Origin of the sequence: Cumulibacter soli (genome assembly GCF_004382795.1) — a bacterium.
GTDB classification, from domain to species: Bacteria; Actinomycetota; Actinomycetes; order Mycobacteriales; family Antricoccaceae; genus Cumulibacter; species Cumulibacter soli.
Map to the genome: position 1 here is coordinate 59,598 of NZ_SMSG01000005.1, position 17,743 is coordinate 77,340.

The 17,743-nt window shown below is 64.6% G+C and carries 10 protein-coding genes; 2 read left to right on the plus strand and 8 right to left on the minus strand.

All coding sequences use genetic code 11. The features are described 5' to 3' along the window. Nucleotides 1-121 precede the first annotated feature (121 nt). Genes E1H16_RS11780 through E1H16_RS11800 form a run of 5 tightly spaced genes read right to left on the minus strand, consistent with a single transcriptional unit; the run spans nucleotide 122 to nucleotide 13,444 of the window. On the minus strand, nucleotides 122-1,660 hold the full coding sequence (locus E1H16_RS11780; protein WP_134324084.1) for an ABC transporter substrate-binding protein: 1,539 nt from the start codon (nucleotides 1,658-1,660) through the stop codon (nucleotides 122-124). Further along, nucleotides 1,657-10,167: a type I polyketide synthase gene (locus E1H16_RS11785; protein ID WP_134324085.1), complete on the minus strand. Its 8,511-nt coding sequence runs from the start codon at nucleotides 10,165-10,167 to the stop codon at nucleotides 1,657-1,659. Before E1H16_RS11785 ends, E1H16_RS11780 begins: the two co-directional genes overlap by 4 nt. 13 nt (nucleotides 10,168-10,180) lie before the next feature. Beyond that, entirely contained in the window at nucleotides 10,181-11,287 is a 1,107-nt protein-coding gene (locus E1H16_RS11790; RefSeq protein ID WP_134324086.1) for a class I SAM-dependent methyltransferase, read from the minus strand. A gap of 52 nt (nucleotides 11,288-11,339) precedes the next feature. Then, the gene (locus tag E1H16_RS11795) at nucleotides 11,340-12,722 is read right to left on the minus strand and encodes a sensor histidine kinase (protein ID WP_134324087.1); all 1,383 of its coding nucleotides are present in this window, start codon (nucleotides 12,720-12,722) and stop codon (nucleotides 11,340-11,342) included. Continuing rightward, nucleotides 12,722-13,444: a response regulator transcription factor gene (locus E1H16_RS11800; protein ID WP_134324088.1), complete on the minus strand. Its 723-nt coding sequence runs from the start codon at nucleotides 13,442-13,444 to the stop codon at nucleotides 12,722-12,724. The genes E1H16_RS11795 and E1H16_RS11800 overlap by 1 nt, the downstream gene beginning before the upstream one ends. Nucleotides 13,445-13,562: 118 nt before the next feature. Between E1H16_RS11800 and E1H16_RS11805 the strand changes: the two genes are divergently transcribed. Together E1H16_RS11805 and E1H16_RS11810 are read left to right on the plus strand one after the other, a co-directional pair. Next, nucleotides 13,563-14,156 carry a M15 family metallopeptidase gene (locus tag E1H16_RS11805; RefSeq protein WP_134324089.1) on the plus strand — a complete coding sequence of 198 codons (594 nt, stop codon included), beginning with the start codon at nucleotides 13,563-13,565 and terminating at the stop codon, nucleotides 14,154-14,156. Nucleotides 14,157-14,297: 141 nt separating this feature from the next. Beyond that, a complete protein-coding gene (locus tag E1H16_RS11810; RefSeq protein WP_134324090.1) occupies nucleotides 14,298-14,609 on the plus strand; it encodes a hypothetical protein in 312 nt (103 codons plus the stop codon). 14 nt (nucleotides 14,610-14,623) lie between these two features. Here E1H16_RS11810 and E1H16_RS11815 read toward each other — a convergent pair whose 3' ends face one another. The 3 genes from E1H16_RS11815 to E1H16_RS11825 form a co-directional block, all read right to left on the minus strand. Beyond that, a complete protein-coding gene (locus E1H16_RS11815; protein WP_134324091.1) occupies nucleotides 14,624-15,037 on the minus strand; it encodes a YccF domain-containing protein in 414 nt (137 codons plus the stop codon). 71 nt (nucleotides 15,038-15,108) lie between these two features. Beyond that, nucleotides 15,109-15,831: a PaaI family thioesterase gene (locus E1H16_RS11820; protein ID WP_166741740.1), complete on the minus strand. Its 723-nt coding sequence runs from the start codon at nucleotides 15,829-15,831 to the stop codon at nucleotides 15,109-15,111. 128 nt (nucleotides 15,832-15,959) lie between these two features. After that, complete coding sequence (locus tag E1H16_RS11825; RefSeq protein ID WP_134324093.1) at nucleotides 15,960-17,726, minus strand: acyl-CoA dehydrogenase family protein; 1,767 nt, start codon at nucleotides 17,724-17,726, stop codon at nucleotides 15,960-15,962. Nucleotides 17,727-17,743: the final 17 nt, after the last annotated feature.

Here is a 17,743-nt window from a genome sequence, read left to right on the forward strand (position 1 = left end):
GACGCGCCGCCGCGACGACCGGCTGGACGTCGCGGCGGTAACTATCGACATGTCGAATCTGTGGGCGCGTCGACCGTCACTTCGATCGACGCCAACGGCGCTAGGCGAGGATGCGAGCCAGTCACGATACGGCGAGCTCCGTGAGGTTCATCCGATCCAGTCCGCCGTTCTCAGCCAGTCCGGACACATCACTGGAGGCAATGGTGATGCCGTCGCCATGGCCCCACGCGACGATGCCCCCCTCGGTTGCCATCTCGGTCTGCATCTCGCCAAGCAGTGCGTACCGTTTGTCGGTGTCGGTGGTCGCCATCGCCTCGTCAAACTTCGCATCGAACTCAGGGTGCAGCCATTGTGTCTCGTTGAAGGCTGAGGTCGTCAGCGCGGTTTGGCGTACCCAGACCGGATAGGGCATATCGGAGTAGTAGCCGACGCTGAACGCAACCTGTCCGTAGATCTCCATCCAGTAGGTTTCGGCAGGTTCATTCGACACCGTGACGTCAATCCCGGCCTCGCCGAGCTGCTCGGTAACCAGGGTGGCGGTCGGCTCCATAGCCGGATATGCCGCCGAGGTATACAGCGTAACCTCAATGCCATCGGGGTAACCCGCCTCGCTGAGCGCCTGCTTTGCGGCGTCGAGGTCCCGCTCGGGGGCCTGCAGATCCGGTGCTGACGGATCGTTCGGGTGTGGCAGATCGGCACCGACCTCGCCATAACCGAGATATACCGCATCGACGAGTGCCTCACGGTCCACCGCCAGCTTCACAGCTTCGCGGACGCCCGGTTCGTCGAACGGCGCCTTGTCCAGGCGCATCAGCAGCGGGGTCGTGGATGCGGCGGGTTGAGTGACCACCTGGAGATCCTCGTTGCCGGCCGCCGCCTCGGCCGCCACCGGTTCAGCACCGATCGCGATATCGATCTGTCCCGCTGTCACTGCGTCGTTCATCGCCGTGGCGCTACTAAAGGAACGGATCTCGATTTCAGCGGAAGCGGGCTCGCCGCCCCACCAGCCTCCATTGGCGACGAGCGTTGCGGCCGTGTCGTTGTGCTCCGTGATCACGAACGGCCCTGACCCGACCGGCTCGTCGAATGATTCGGTGCCCTCCGGGACGATGAACGACGTACCGGCCAAGGTCTGCAGGAGTTCGGCGTCGGGGGTCGCGGTATGCAGCACCACCGTGTGGTCGTCCGGTGCCGAGGACGCGCTCATGTCGACCGTGCCGAGCCTCGCACCGTTCTGGTCGGCGAGGTCGTCGATCCGTCCGAGCGAGTACATCACGTCGGCCGACGTAACCGGATCGCCATTGCTGAAGGAAACCCCTTGTCTGAGGGTGAACGTCCACACATCGGCAGCGTCGTTCACCTGCCAGGATTCCGCCAATCCGGGGGCCGGGTCGCCATTGCCGTCCACACCGACCAGCGGATCGTAGATCGCGGCGAATCGGAGCCAATCGGATTCGTTGAACAGCGAGCCGTGCGGATCGCTGACCGACGGCATTGCGCCGACCGCTCCGGCGCGCATCACCTGCTGGTCCCCAGCGCTTCGTGATTCGGTGTCTGCCCCGCTAGCCGAGCAGGACGCCGCGAGCGCGATTGCGAGAACCGCAGCCAGTGCACGTAGCGGTCGCGAGCGCCCCCAGCGGGACACGTTCGTCTTCTTCATTGAGTGCCTTTCAGTGGTGTTGAAGATTGTGCGCGAGTGGAACCACCGCGCAGTACGCGATCAAGTTCGGCAGCGACGACGCGGGCACCGTCATCGCGGATGACCGAATAGTGGTGCCCCGGGGCAGTCCGCACCGTCAGTTCCCCGTCGACGTACGGACGCCAGCCGAGAGCGTCGTCGTCCAATGCGTCGTCCACGCCCATACCGAGGCGCCCGTTGTATGGCGCTCGATCGGCGGCCCGAACCAGCAGCACGGGCACGGTCTCGTCGAGTCGGGTGGCGAGGTGGTCAGCCAGGCCGCGTAGGTGTCGGTCGAACACTACGAATCGCGCCTCGGCCGCCTCCATACCAACGAAGGCGCCGAGCTCGATCAGTTCGGACTGCAGCCCCTCCACATCAGGTGCCGAGGCACGTACGCCGAGGTAGGCCTGGATCGACCGCAGGAAGCGCATCCGCTGCGCGCTTGTCGTCGCGTCAGCATCCAATCCTTCGATCGCGACGATCCGCTCCGGGCAGGTCGAATCGATCATGATGAGCTGCGCGACGTCGCGCCCGATTCGACGCAGTTCAACAGCAACAGCATGCGCGAGGGCGCCTCCCATCGACCATCCGCCGACCGTGATGGCACCGTTCGGTTGTGTATCAGCGATAGTTGCCGCGTACCGCCGTACAACCTCGTCGAGATCCTGTGGCCAGCGGTGTCCATTCAGTCCGGGGTCGGCGATCGCGAGCACCGGGCGATCAAGACCTGTCAAGCGGAGGATGGATAGGTAGCACGAGACGTCGCCGCCGGACGGATGGATGAGGAAGAGAGGATCACCAGAACCGCTTGAGAGGTGTACGACGGAATCCTCCGGGACGCGGCCTAGCACCCGTTGATTCACACTTATATCTGACGTCTGTCGCTCATCGCCGCTGCGCAGCAGTTCCGTTAAACGTCGCGGCGTGGGCTCAGTCAGCAGTTGGCTGGGCTGCACCTCAATGTCGGCGTGAGCACGCAGTGCACGCACGAGGAGCAGTGAATCCCCGCCCAGTTCGAAGAAATCGTCGTCCGGACCGACCACACATCCTAAGAGCGTCGACCATTGGTCACATACTTCGCTGAGGAGTTCGTCTTGCTCGCTCCTGCGAGCTATGGCGCCGAAACCCGACGACCTGCTCGCACCAGTTTCGGTCCATCCTCGCCCCGCAGCCAAGTCGCGGAGAGTGGCCATGGTGTTGGCGATCAGTTCACTGGCGAGGTGCGGTTCGTACATACCCTCGCGCAATGCGATGTCGGCGATGAGTTCACCGCCTAGGGCGAACGCGCGAAACTCGCCGTGAATATGCGGCGTCGACACACGCTGGCTCAACGCTCCCGCATCGGCGAAGCCAAGCGCACCCGAGGATCGCTCCAGGTCGGGATCGTTGTTCATTCCGAGCGTGGATTGAACGACGAAGGGTGCGATAGGCCGTGAGCGCTCGGCGCCCTGGGACAGTTCGCGGCCAACCTCAATGGCGCTCACGCTCAAGTGCGCACCGATATCGGCCAGGGTGGCGCCGAGAGCTTTCGCCTGGTCGCGCAGATCGCCGCTGCCGCGTAGGTCTACGGGCACGAGCGCGGTGGTCGATAACGGTCCGACCAGCTCCAGCACGTCCGGGTGCAGTGCTTCGCGACGCGAATGCAGCGTGGTGAGCAGCATCTGATCTTGGCCGGTGTGCGTGCGCAAGGCGCGCGCTAGTGCGATCATCGTGACGGCGCTGAGTGTCAGCCCACGAGCGCGAGCCTGGTCGGCTAGGGCACGATGTAGGTGCGCGTCTAGTCGAGCCTCCCGTCGAATCATGGCGGGTGACGGTTTGCGGCCGGTAGTGGCCAAGCGCGGCGGCGCAGGTCGGTCGGCGAGATACGCGCGCCACCAGTCAAGGTCAGTATCGCGCCGTTCGGTAGCTCGTTGCAGGTAGTGCGCGACGGCTCCGGCCGCGGGCGGGCGGGGCAATGGATCGCCGGCCAGCAGAGCTGCGAGGTCGCGGTCGATCAGCGCGGTGGACCACCCGTCGATCGCCAGCAGGCTGAACCTGGTGATCAGGCGCGCCTGATCCTGTCCGTCCAGCACCACCGCGGCGCGTACTGCCGGCTCGAGGTCCAGATGGGGGACTTCGCGCGCCCAGTCGTCGAGGAGCGCGGCGACTGGGTTGTCATTGGGCGGTCGTTCTTCCGTTGTGTGTTCGGCATCCAGACCGTGTTGATCGATGACGTCAACCCGGGGCGTGCAGGTGGGATCGTCGACGTCACGAAGAACCTGCGTGCCGTCATCGGCAATCCGCACCCGCAACATTTCGTGCCGACGAACCAACGCGCTCAGCGCCGTCCGTAATTGTTCGTAGGCGTGCACGGCATCCACGCCCCGCAGCGGAACCACCGTCAGCACGCTTGCGGGGCATGCAGGCACGTCCCATGTGGACTGCTGCCCCAGCCAGTAGGCGCGCTGCAACGCTGTCAACGGGAATGGGCGGCCCTCGCCTGCGGGTAGCGCAGCTGGTTGAGCCCCACCGGTCCGCGGCTGTACTTCGCTGCTGCTATTCACAGGTTCCGGCGGTCGCGTGGCCACCGTTTCGTGTGTGTCGAAGGCTGCCGACTCCCCATCCCGCAACGCAGCCACGAGCTCGGACACTGTTGTTTCGGAGCGAACCGCCGTCAGCGGCAGCGTGTATGACGTACGCTCCGCGAGCATGGCAGCCATGCGCACAGCTAGTAACGAATCCCCTCCGAGCGCCAGGAAGCTGTCATCGCTGCCGATGCTGGCGGCGTCGACGCCGAGTAAGTCTGCCCATACCTCGCGGACCGCATCAATCACAACCGGGGCAGTTGCAGAATCGGCGGTCGGGTCAGGGGCTGCCCGGCCCGGCTGACTGTCCTCGGAATCGCACACGCCAATCAGCGAGGTGTCACGCAACCACTCGCCTTCGGCCAACGCCGCGAGGCCGGCGGCGTACTGGGTGAACATGTCATCGGCGGCCCTCGGGTCGACGGCAGCTTCGTTGACATCCCACTGCAGCACCAGATCCCCGCGGTGCTCAAATGCCTGGTGATCAAGCCAGGTCTGCGGGGTTTGGCTGACACCATCAACGATTTCGCCGAGCCATTCAGTGTCGTGGTGGCCACCGTCATCGGTCGCGTCAAGGCCGATCATGCTGGTGAAAACGACCGGGACGTTACGTTGTTTGCCCGTACGGCGAGCCTCTTCGGCCAGTACCTCCAGGGCGCTGACCGAGGAGTGAATGAGGTCTGCATGCAGTTGTCTCTGCAGGGCAGACGCGGCGTGCACCAGATCCTGGCTATGACTGGGCTTGCGCTCCAAAAGCAGCAGCGAGGAGAACTCACCGACGACGTTCTCGACGCCCGGGAGGTCCGGCCGATCGAACACCGTCGTGGTGATCGCGAAATGGGCCTGCCCAGACCAGATCTGCAGTATGTCTGCGTATGCAGCGAGGACCAGCGCGGTAGGCGTTATCCGGTGCTCGGCCGCGCACCGCTTGATCACGTCCCAGATCGCGGCATCAATCGTCGTGCGACGCCGCACGAACCGGGGGCGGCCCATAGCGTTGCTCGCCGTCGCTGACACGTCGATCGACGGTGCCGACGGTAATTCCTCGATCCGCGCATTCCAGTATTCCCACGCCTCAGCGCGTTCCGGACCGTGAGCGTCTGCCTCCATGGCAGTAATGCAGTCGGCAAACGTCAGATCAATGTTCGGCAGGTCGACGGCCGGATCTTCATATATTGCGCGCATCTCACGGTCGATCAGCATCCAGCTCGCCGAGTCGCACACGAGTACGTCGACGGCGATCAGCAAGCGGTGGCCGCCGTCCGGCATCAACACCACGATCGGCTCGACCAGTGGCCACTGACGCGGGTCGGCGACGCGATGTGCGGCCGCGTCACGCAGTCGCTTCAGGTCTTCGGATGCTGATGCCGGACTGTGCGCGGTGAGGTCGTGCACCCGTGGGGTTGCCTCTGGTGGCGGATTCAGCGGGTGGTTACGACCGGCCTCGTCGATGACGGTGCGCAGCATCTCATGGCGGTCCACCACTCGCTGCCAAGCGGCGGTGTACCGGTCGACGTCGATGTCCGGGCACGCGATCTCGAGGAAGAACTGGCACGCCACACCGCCGAGGTCGTAGGTATCTTGCCGCCCGAGCAGGTACGCCGTCTGCACGCGGGTCAGGCCAAATGGTGCCGAAGGCGTCGTTCCGCGAAGGCGCGGCGCACGCGGACCTGACTCGTCGCTCGTCCGATGCTCGACGGCCGGCTCTGTCGCGTCGACTACGTCCAGTGCCGTCGACACGTCGACGACCGGATGAGGCGCGTCGGCTTCGAGTAACTCGGCGAGCGCAGCGACGGTGGGTGCGCGCAGCAGGTCACGTAGCCGCAGCCGCGCTCCGCACTGCTCGCGAAGTTCGGCAAGTACGCGGGTGGCCAGCAGCGAATGGCCGCCCTGTGCGAAGAAGTCGTCATCGCGGCTGCGGATCTCCGTGCCGAGCACCGAGCTCCACACGCTGGCCACAAGTCGTTCATTCGCTGTGCGAAGGTCGGCCTCTCCGCCAGGCGTCAGTGCGGCTCTGCGCGGTAGCGCGACTGACCGCGGGTCGAGTGCGCTCGGTGAGATCGCTATCTGCGGAGGACTGTCTGGCAGTTTCAGCACACGCTCCAACGCGTTCAGCGCATCGTCGGCATCCATCGCGTTCTTCATGGTGATTTCGGAGATCGCCTCGGCTTCGGCGGCCGTGCCGAACCGCCACCGGTCCCAGTCGAGCGCGAGCCAACCGTCGTCATGGCGGCGTCGGGCCACCTCGTCCAGGTAGCGACTCGCGGCGACGTACGCCGCCAACCCGAACCCGCCAATCGTCCCGGCCGCTGACGACATCAGCACCACTCGAGGAGGCCGTTGCGCGGGCGGAAGGCGATCGATCGCCGACTCCAACGCGTTCACTCCCCGCACCTTGGCCGCGAGGCTCGCCTCCAACGGCTCCTGATCCAGTTCGGACAGCGGTGCGAGTTCGAGCGAGACCGGCGCATGAATGACCACGTCGAGTCGACCGCGCTCTCTCGTCAGTTGCTCGACAACACGCCCGAACGCCTGGGTGTCGGCAACATCCAGCTGCACCAGTTCGAGGTCGACTCCGCGGCGCCGTAACTCGGCGACCGCGTTCCGCTGCTCAATAGACCGCTCGTCGCTACTCTGTTCGAGGGCGCCGACCCGCCGCGAGGCGAGTACGATGCGGACCCCGAACTCGAGGCCCCAGCGTTCGGCCAGCCGGAGCCCCACCGAACCGAGCCCTCCGGTGATCAGGACGCTTTGGCCGCGCACGATTGGCTCGGTTGCTGCAGGGCTCGGGCGCCAGGACTGCCACGTTCGCACTGCCCGGCGTCCGTTGCGGAGCGTGATCTCCCACCCGGTGCGCCCGCCCGCAACGAGGTCGCCGAGTTCGGTCAAAATCGCACCGCGTCGCCAGCTCGAGTCGTCAACTTCCACGATTCGCCACCGCAGTCTCGGCACCTCCTGGCCGAGCACCCGGATTGCTCCAACCAGCGCTGCGGCTACGGCATCATCGGCTCCGTTGTGCAGGCATATCAGCGAAATCGACTCGTCCTCGGCGATAATTTCGGCCGCGCTAGCTAATTGACGAGCGAGATCGCCGAGTTCGGTCAACGCATTCGTCAGCCGCTCCGCGTCGCTGCCTCCGCGCGTCGTATCAATCGCTACGGCCAGCGCATGCGCGGCACCGGAGGAGGACACCGCATCTGCGCCTCGGTCGACGTACTCCCGAAGCTGCTGCGCCAGCGGTCCTTCTCCGATAACGCTTACTGGCCCTACCATTTCAGTCGCGGGCGGAAGTTCGCGCCACGTCGGCACCTGCAGCGGCTCAGCTGCACTGGGCTCGCTACTTCCCGGCCCGGCGGCGGCTACTGATCTCGGTTGCGATTCGACATACATCCGTCGTCGTTGATACGGGTATGTCGGCAGGGTCACGCGACGACGGACCGGGCCCGTGACCGCTGTGAGATCGACCCCGGCCCCATGCGCCCAGAGTTCGCCGTAGGCGCTCAGCACGTCGACTGCGCTATCGCCGTCCATGTCGTCGCCGAACGGCGCAACCACTGCAGCGACACGGGTAGTACCCACGCTGCGGGCAGCTGTGGCGACACTCGTTCCCGGCCCGCCTACGACCACGATGACTTCTTGGTCTCCAATTGCCGCCTCGAGCGCATCGGCGAATCGCACCGTTGCGCGTAAGTGATCGCCCCATCGGTGCGGGTCGTGCCATTCCTGCGTAGTGACCTGCCTGCCCTGCAGGGTCGAAAACAGTGGAATATCCAGTGATCGTGGCGTGAGGCGGGCACCGACCTCGTCGATGATGGCGCGCGCCGGTTCGATGAGTCGTGAGTGCGCCGCGACGTCGATTCCTACTAAGGCCGTACGCACGTCTGATTGATCCAGATCTGACGCGAGGCGTTCGATGTCACCGATCGCTCCGGCGGCCACACATGCTGTCGGCCCGTTTACGGCGGCCAGATCGACTCCGGGATGACGGCGCAGCACCTCGAGCATGGCGGCTTCGTCGAGCGCTACAGCCAACATCCGTCCGGGCGTGGTCTTCGCCATTGCCTCGGAACGCGCCACAACCAGCATCGCGGCATCCGGCAGCGACAGGCCTCCGGCGATCACCGCTGCGGCGTACTCGCCGACGCTGTGTCCGATGACCGCGTCGATGCGCACCCCGACATCGAGTAGGCGCAGACCCATCGCCACTTCGGCAGCGAACAAGGTGGGCAAACCGACGGCGGGACTCGGCAGTAGATCGTCCGAGGTAGCATCGGTCAGTAGTTCGTAGGTGTCGGGACCGCCGGCGACACGGACCTCTGCGGCTACCTCGGCGAGCCGGTCCCGAAGCTCCGGATCAGCGGTGATTGCACCGCTCATCATTCCGCGGCGCTGCGCGTCGGCACCCGGGAACGCCAGTATGACTCGGTTGTCGCGAGCTACGGCGTCGCTCGTTGCCAGCACATTGCCGCCGTCGTCGAGTACGGCGAGCGCGCCGTGTGGCATTCGTGCTCGTCCATGAACCGTCGTTGCTGCTATATCTGCGATCTGTGTGCCGCTAGCTGCCGTTGACCCTGCCACTTTGGTGACTTCGTCGCGCCATGCGAGGGCTGCGCTGCGCGACGCCGCGCTGATAGCGACGAGGTGTCGGGCGTGCGGGTCAGGCCGCTGAGGGGCCGGCACGTAACGCGGGGGCTCTTCGAGGACGACGTGACAGTTGGCGCCGCCGATTCCGAACGAGCTCACCCCGGCCCGACGCATCGGTGAATCCCACTGCTGCAGCCCCGGAGGGAGATAGAACGCGGATCCATCGAGGTCCGGCACCGGATCCGCATGCACAGTGGGAAAAATGACGCCGTCCCGTACCGCCAGCACCGCCTTGATCAGCCCCGCTACACCTGCTGCGGACGACGTGTGGCCGATATTGCTTTTCGCCGATCCGAGCGCACACCACGGCTGCGCGGACTGGCCGGCAACCTCGCGCAACGCCGCGATCTCGATCGCATCACCCAACATCGTAGCCGTGCCGTGTCCTTCGATTACGCCAATATCTCTCGGATCTAGGTCAGCGACGGCGAGCGCCTGCTCGATAGCAGCCACCTGGCCGGCAACGGTGGGCGCGGTGAACCCAACCTTCTGAGCGCCGTCATTGGTGACGGCACTGCCGCGGATCACCGCATGAATCGTGTCGCCGTCCCGCACGGCATCATCCAGACGACGCAGCACCACGCAGCCCGCACCGTCGGTGAATACCGTTCCGCTAGCACCCTTCGAGTACGAGCGGGTGTGTCCATCCTGACTGAATGGACCATCGGGAAGAGCCACATACCCGTCCGGATGCGGAATCTGCAGCGATACGCCACCGGCGAGCGCCGTGTCGCACTCGTACCCGAGCAGCGCCTGGACCGCGACATGCACGGCGACTAGGGACGTCGCACAGGTAGCGCCAATCGCGAGTGCGGGACCGTTCAATCCAAGAATATGAGCGATCCGCAGCGGAAGATAGTCGGCGACATTCCCGGTATGCAGGTTCAGACTGTCGGCCGGATCCGCACCACCAGTGGCAACGAACCGGCCGGCCAGGTTGTGCACGAGGTACCCGGACAGGCCAGCTCCGGCGTACACCCCCACCACACCGCGCGCTTCGCCGGCGCCGTGCCCAGCCGCATCCAACGCATCTTTGGCGCACTCAGCGAACACTCGATGCTGCGGATCCATGATCAACGCATCGGCGGCACCGAGCCCCAGCGCTTCGTGGTCTACCTCGAGCGCCGAGTGAACGCGTCCGACCACCGGAATAGGGAACGTCGAGGACGCCATACGATGCAATCCTTCGTGCCCTGCGGTCAGCAAGTCCCGGTAGGCCGCGATATCAGGCGCGCCCGGCAGACGGCACGACATCCCGACGATGGCGATATCGGTCATCGGTTGATCCTTTTCACGAGTGAACAGATGGGCCGGCAGCGTCGGGGTTCTCAGCTACCAATACGAACTGGGCCATGCCTTCGAGGGGATGCGACCTTTCCGGAGCGATCTCGACTTCCCGTAGACCGGCGGCGTGGGCGGCGGTATTCCATTCCTCGCGTCGTAGCAGGATCCGGCCGTCATGTCGCCGTTGATCGCTGGGCCGTTCGTCGGTTCGGCCCGGCGGTGGGGACATCAGCAGGTACATGGACAACAGCAGCGGGTGGTGTTCGCGGCCGGTTTCAATCATCACCAGGTGTCCCCCCGGACGCAGTAGCCGGCGCAGGTCGCGGAGCGTCGCGGTGGCGTTCGGCCCGTTGTGCAGTACGTTCGCGGCCACGAGGACGTCGACCGATCCAGGTTCGACTCCCTGTGCCGAGCAGTCCTGCCGTAAGTCGTAGCGAGTAGCAGCGAATCCCGCCCGAGCACCCCAGCGCTCACGCGCCATCCGCAGGAAATAGTCACCGACATCGCTGAAGTCGTAACGAACCGACGTGTCGAGTCGCGCGATGATGTGCTGAGTTGTCGCGCCGGTCCCGGCGCCAATTTCCATCACCCGACCCCCCGGGCTCACCAGTCGAGCCACTGCATCAGCAGCGATCTCGTTGACGAGCCGGCTCGCAGCGTTACCCGCGTAGATCTCCTCGGCGATGCGGGGATCGGCGAACAGTAGGCTCTGCACACTGATTTCGTCACGCACCAGCTCACCAAGGTGCTCGGCGCAGGCGCGATAAAACTGTCGTAGCGAGGGTCCGCAGCAGTGCTCAACCTCGCGAGTGTCCTCGAAAGCGCGCTCCACTTCCCCGGCTTCGGGCGCGCGGACGCCGTACGCGGTGTCACTGTGCGGGTCGAATGCGATCAACCCGGCGCCGGCGAGGACGCGCACCCACCGCTGTACGACCGGTCGGTGGCGTTCGGTGATGCGCAATCGCTGCGCAAGATGCGCACTCGTGCATCCAACGCCGGGCGCCAAGCCCGCCTCGGTCGCTAGGAAACGCGCGAGGGTGAGCTCAGCCCATCGATCGAGCAGATACATCTCGCTTCGTATCGACTCGGCCGTCGGCGGCGCGGCAGCGGGCATGTGGTCTCCGTTCTGTGACGAACAGAGAATACCAAAGTGATTATCGTTCTCATTATCGAGATCGAGTTTCGGCTGCACGCGGGATCCTGATGGTGAACGTCGTCGGTTCGCGCAGTGACGTCACCTCGATCGTCCCGCCGTGAATCGCGATATTCGCCCGCGCCAGGGACAGTCCCAGTCCGCTCCCGTCCCCACGGGTGCGGGCGGTATCCGCTTTGACGAACCGCTCAAAGATGCTCGAGCGCGCCTCGGCCGGTACACCGGGGCCGTGATCACTGACTCGAATCACGAGGTCGCCATCGATCCGCGCGATGTCCACCCGGACCGGGGGACTGCCATGCCGATGCGCATTCGCCACGAGATTCGACACCGCGATCTCCAGACGCCGTGGATCGGCGTATGCCCACACCTGGGGTTCCTCCGACTGCACCTCTACGCTCGCGCCCCAACCTCGGGTTGCGACCACCGAGCCCACTAGTGCGCGCACGTCGAAGTGCTCCGGGACGAAGCGGACCCGTTGCGCATCATGCCGGGAGATTTCAATCAGATCTTCGACCAGGGACGCGAGTGAGTGCACCTCGGCGCTCAGAATGTCGGCCGCCTCTCGAGCGTCCGGACTCATCGCGCCGCGTTCTTCCTCGAGAATCTCCACGACCGGGATCATCGCGGCCAACGGGGTCCGCAATTCGTGCGAGACATCCGAAACGAACTGTTCACGACGAGCCAGGGATGCCGTGTGCGCTCGTTGCATCTGATTGAACCCCTCGGCCAGATCGGCCACCTCGGTGATCCGTGCTTCGGGCAACTCGGCATCGAATTGGCCCGCCGATGATCGAGACGCGGCGGCATTCAACTGACGCAGCGGCGTGATGAGGCGGCCGCCGAGCCACCAGGCGCCGGCGAACGCGATTGCCAACGCCACGACGATCGAGATGCCGGTGACCGTACCGAGGGTGATGATGCCGGACTTGATCCCAGGCAGGGTCCGGTCGACGTACGCGACGACGGTGGCCTGCTCCCCGGTCGCCGACGTCATGGGCACGGCGACACTCATTGTCACTCGATGACCATGCACCTCAATCTGTACCGGCCCGATCTCCGTTCCCGAAGGCGACGCGCCCGGTCGGTGGATCTCGGCTCCCGATACGGATCCCTGCACGACCAGGTCGCCATCCAGCACCAGCGTGACATCCGGCTCGACCAGACGCGACAGTTCAGACTGGGTGAGCGCCGCTGGATTGCTATCCGCGAGATCTTCCATCTCCGACCTGAAGATGTACGACGCGGTGGTCGTGGCGTTCTTCGTCAGCCAGAAGCTCAATGTCAGATATACCGACAATGCGGTGCCGCCGCTGGTCAATAGCACCACCAGGACGATCGTGCCTGCCAGGCGTGCTCGTAGACCATCGCGCCACCGACGCGTGCCACTGCTCATCACGATTCGGGTCGCCGAGTGGTGGTCAGTCGATAACCGAATCCTCGTACTGTGTGGATGAATTGCGGAATGTTGGGGTCGTCTTCAATTTTCACGCGCAGCCGGCCCACCGATGCATCGACGAGTCGCGAGTTGCCGAGATAGTCCTGGTTCCACGCGGCAGCCAGCAACTGCTCACGACTCAGAACGGCGCCCTCGTGCGCGTTGAGCACCAGCAACAGCCTCATCTCGGTCGGCGTCAACTGCACTTCGGCGCCGCCCTTGAAGACTCGCATCCCCTGATCATCGATGACGAGCTCCCTCCTCGCCGCATGATTCGAGACCTCCGCCGGTTCCGACGAGCGCACCCGACGCAGCACGGCCTTGATGCGCGCATCCAGAACTCGTGGACTGACCGGCTTCACGACGTAGTCGTCGCCGCCGGCTTCAAGTCCAGCGACCTGGTCGATGTCTTCGGAGCGGGCGGTGAGCATGACGACGGGGACGTCGCTCACCGCACGGATCCGGCGGCAGAGCGCAAAACCATCCATACCGGGCAGCCCGATATCGAGCACGACTACGTCGGTCGCGAGCACCAGGCCCTCGAGTTCATCCGTCCCACGATCGAGCACCCGCACCACATAATCCAGACGCTGCAGACCGAGGGAGACCGCCCTGGCAACGTTCTCATCGTCCTCGATGAGGAGTACAGACGGCACCTCATCGCCTCCGTTCCTGGCCATCGCTCGCATCTATTACACCTCACTGGCGGACGGACGCCGGTCGTTTGTCGAGAGGCTGTGACACTACTGTCGATGAGCGCGTACAGAATCGCGCAGATCGCTCGGCATCGTCGTGGCCATGACTCAGACACAGGAATCGAGCAAGTTCGGCGTAGGCGCGCTGACCGTATTGGGGCTTATCCTCGTCGTCCTGTCCATCGCACTGGGCGCCACGCTGATGAAATCCGTCGATGCCGAGCCGCGCAGCACGCATCGCACCACGACCAATTCTGTTGAACCGACCGGTGCTGTTCCGGACGGCGAGTACCTCGATATCACGAAAGACGCCGCGCATGCCGCCATTGCCCGCCTCGACCCGCAACTGAAGGCAGCACTGCAAGGTGCGACGGCGGCGGCGGCGCAGGACGGCGTCACGATCGGCATAACCTCCGGCTGGCGGGCAGAGGCGTATCAAGCACAATTAATGGAGGAGGAGATCGACGCGATCGGTGCCGCAGAGGCCAAGAAGCTCGTGGCTGATCCGTCCACCAGCCATCACGTCACCGGACATGCCGTCGACATCGGACCAATGAGCGCAACAGACTGGCTCGCTCAGCGTGGTGTGGAGTTCGGGCTCTGCCAGATCTACGCCAATGAGTCCTGGCACTACGAACTCGCGACAACACCTGGCGGCACCTGCCCCCCGATGAAGTCCGATGCCACCGAGTCGTGAGGTCACTCGGCGACGATACGAGCGATGACGAATCCGGAGGGGGCAGGTGCCCGCGCTGTTGGGAGTCGCCGCTGACATCGGTTCGGTATCAACCGGCCGGGCTCTCTCGCTCCATCAGCCAACCCTGCTTAGGCTGGCATCATGTCTGATTTGTCGACACCCGACGAGCTCTTCGCGCGACTGGCCGAACACGAGCAACAGGTCGAACGACGCGCCAAGAAGGATCACCATTTCGACAAGTACGCCGTGCTCGGTATGCATGCCGATGTTCGGCCGTACCTAGATAATTGGTCGGCCTACAACCAGGAACAGCACGTCGCAATCGCAGAGGCCATCAATTACCTCACCCAGGCACACGACATGTTCGCCGACGCCGGTCGCGATGGGTACGACGACGACCGCGATATCGTCGCGGCACTACCAGAGACCGTGCGCCGCCTCGGCAACGAATAACGCCTCGGGCGCGCTCAACGCTCCATTCCGAAGCCGAGTGCGTCTGGGTTGGCCGCGGAGATCGGCACGATCCGCCGTCCCAGCGGGACGAACGCCAGCGGGATCATCTTCCAGCAGGCGAGGCCCCAGGGGATACCAACGATCGTGACGCACAGCAGCAGCCCGGCGATCAGGTGACCTATCGCCAGTTCCCAGCCACAGAGCACGATCCACACCACGTTGCCAACGAGCGATGCCACACCGGCGTCGCTGCGGAAAACCACCGTGCGCCCAAACGGCCAGATCACGAACCGGGCGAGTCGGAATGATGCAAGACCGAACGGGATGCCGACGATGGTGATGCACGCGAGCAATCCGAGCAAGAAGTATCCGAGCGAAAGCCACCAGCCCGCCAACACCAACCACAGAATGTTGCCGATCGAGCGCATCGGTTACCTCTCGTAGAACGGACCCGGCAACGTCCCGCGGCAATGCCAGGCTGTGCCGAAGTCTGCCGAGGCTACATCAGGTTCTTCGGCGCGTTAAACCAGATGTTCGGTTCGTACTCCCCGTCGTCGCTCATCGGATCCTGTTTCTGTCGGCGTTCAAGCCGTTCGCGAGCGAACTTCGGGACGATGAACAATGCTTCTGCCTCGGCGGTCGTGCGTCCTTCTGCGTCGAAGATCCGTCCAGTAGCGAACGTCTTCCAGCCCTCGGTGCGGTCGACCTTGGCCTCGATATTGAGGTCGGCGAACAGCGGCGACGGACGCCGATACGTCACGTTCAAGTAGGCGGTCATCCCGGGCAGACCCACCAACGCGGGAATCATGCCGAGGATCTGGTCCAGCAGCATGGCGAGCACGCCGCCATGGATGTGCCCCAGCGGACCCTCGTAAGCAGCGCCGAGGTTGAACGTGCTCCACGCGCGCAGTTCGTCCTTATCGCGCTTCACCTTCAATGGCGGCGCGAACGCATTGCGCCGACCGGAGACCGGGTTCGACGGCGAGCGACGACGGCCGTCTGCACAAAGCAGCAATCCGACATTGGCAGGGTGCGCGTCGGCCAACAGTTTCGCTGATGCCGCCCGGATCTGAGCAGTCAAATCGTTGACGTCGTCCGCGCCGATCTTGGTACGCACGGTGGCGTCGATCAGTTCACGGACGGCGTTCGCCAACTCCTCGTACGACAGCTCTTCACGGCGAAGTTCGCTGGTATCAATCTCACTTCGGGTCACATCAGTCACGCGGCCCATAATCCTCCTCGGAGCGCACGCTCGCGCAACTGGGTATGCCCGTGACCAGGTCGAGGGCGGCGGCTAGCGCTCGTCCGCACCGACACCGGCCATCAGCAGCGAGCCACAGTCAGCAACTGTCAGTCGACCAATGCACCCGATCGCAACTGGTCCCAGTGACGGATTTCTGGCGCCTCGTCATCCATCGCAGCAAGCGGGTCTGCTGGCACCAGGTGCGATCGTGCATACAGTTTCGCGACGAGTGCCTTACGTCCCTCATCTCCGGCCGCGGCCGCGGACCCAGCCTGCTCCAGCAGCAGCGCTGCGGCATACACGTCGACCATGTGCTGCGCGAGGGGGAACAGTCGCGCTTCGGCCACCTCCGGTTCGAGACCACGCCACCGCTGTAGAGCAGACTCAACCCGCCCTAGCCGATCCGCGACAACCCCGGTCGTTTCATCATCACCGCCGCTGGCGGCGAGGGCATCTCGTATCCGCTCGAACAGCGGTAGGTGGGCCTCATCGCGCGTGATCGCCCGGCGCACGTCCAAACACAGCACATTATCGGCGCCCTCCCATACGGTGTTCACCTGGGCATCGCGCAGGATCCGCGCGACTGGCCATTGCTCGATATAGCCGTTACCGCCATGCACCTCGATCGCGTCACTGGCGGCGGTGATGCCAAGCCGCGCGGCCCGCAATTTGATCAGCGGCACGCCAAGGCGCAGTCGCGGACCGATCATGCCTTCGAAGACGAGCGCTTGAGCGGCCTCGGTCTCGACGATGAGTTCGGCCAACTTCCGCTGCATCAACGGCTGACGATCAAGCGGTGCATGGAATGCTTCGCGCGTTTTCGCGTACGAGAGTGCTTCGACCAACGAGCGACGGGCGCAGCCCAACCCCATCATGGCCACGCCGATTCGGGAATCGTTCGTCATCTCCATCATCCGGCCCAGGCCACGGCCCTGCCCAGCCCGCTCACCACCTGGCTGCTCGTCGAATGGTGCGAGCATGAATGCCTCGGCGTCCACCAGCTCAACCTCGGCGGAGGCCACGGATGCCGTGCCGAGTTTGTCCTTCAGCCGGCGGATTCGTATCCCGTTTCGACTGCCATCCGCACGTTCACGAAGTACCAGGAACGGCACGATGCCGCGGACGCCGTCATCGGCACCCTCAGGCTTGGCGAGTACGACGTAGGCACTGCCGTTGACGTTGGAGACGAACCATTTGAGGCCGTTGAGCAGCCAGGTTCCGCCGTCACGACGCGCCGTGGTCTCCAGCGCGGCGAGGTCCGAGCCGCCCGTGCGTTCAGTCAGGAGTTGCGCCGTCTCGCCGGTAAGTTGGCCTTCTGCCAGCACCTCCTTGACCCGCACCTGAGCGTCACCGGGGGCGTACTGTTCGGCGAGCCGTAGCACCATGTCGCCACCGGTCCCCAACGCACAGGTCATGCCGATGTCGGCCTGATTCAACAGGTAGCTGCGAGCGGCAGTGAGCGGCTCAACATCGGAAATCCCCGCCGTGGCGGCCTTGCCGATGAACTCCGGCGTAGCGAAACTGTGGGTGACAAGTAGCTGACGTGAAGCCTCGAATGATGCGGGCATCACGACGGAGCTGATGTCATGCCCCCAGCGGTCGTACCGCTCTAGATACGGTCGGTTCCTGTCAGTCTGCTCGGCATACGTATTGACCGGGCCCGCCATCAGCGCGCCGATCTCGCTCAGATATCCGCCGGCCCACTCGAGACCCTTCTCGCCGAGGTGGTTTCGCAGGATGAACTGCAACGTCGGGTCGCTGTCGTACCAGTTCAGGCCGGCCGCACCCTGATATCGCTCCGTTGCGTAGCGGCGGCGTTTCTCGGGTTTGCCGTGCGGTAAGCGGTCAACCTGCTCGACGATGTAGGAACTCATTCCATTACATTACGATC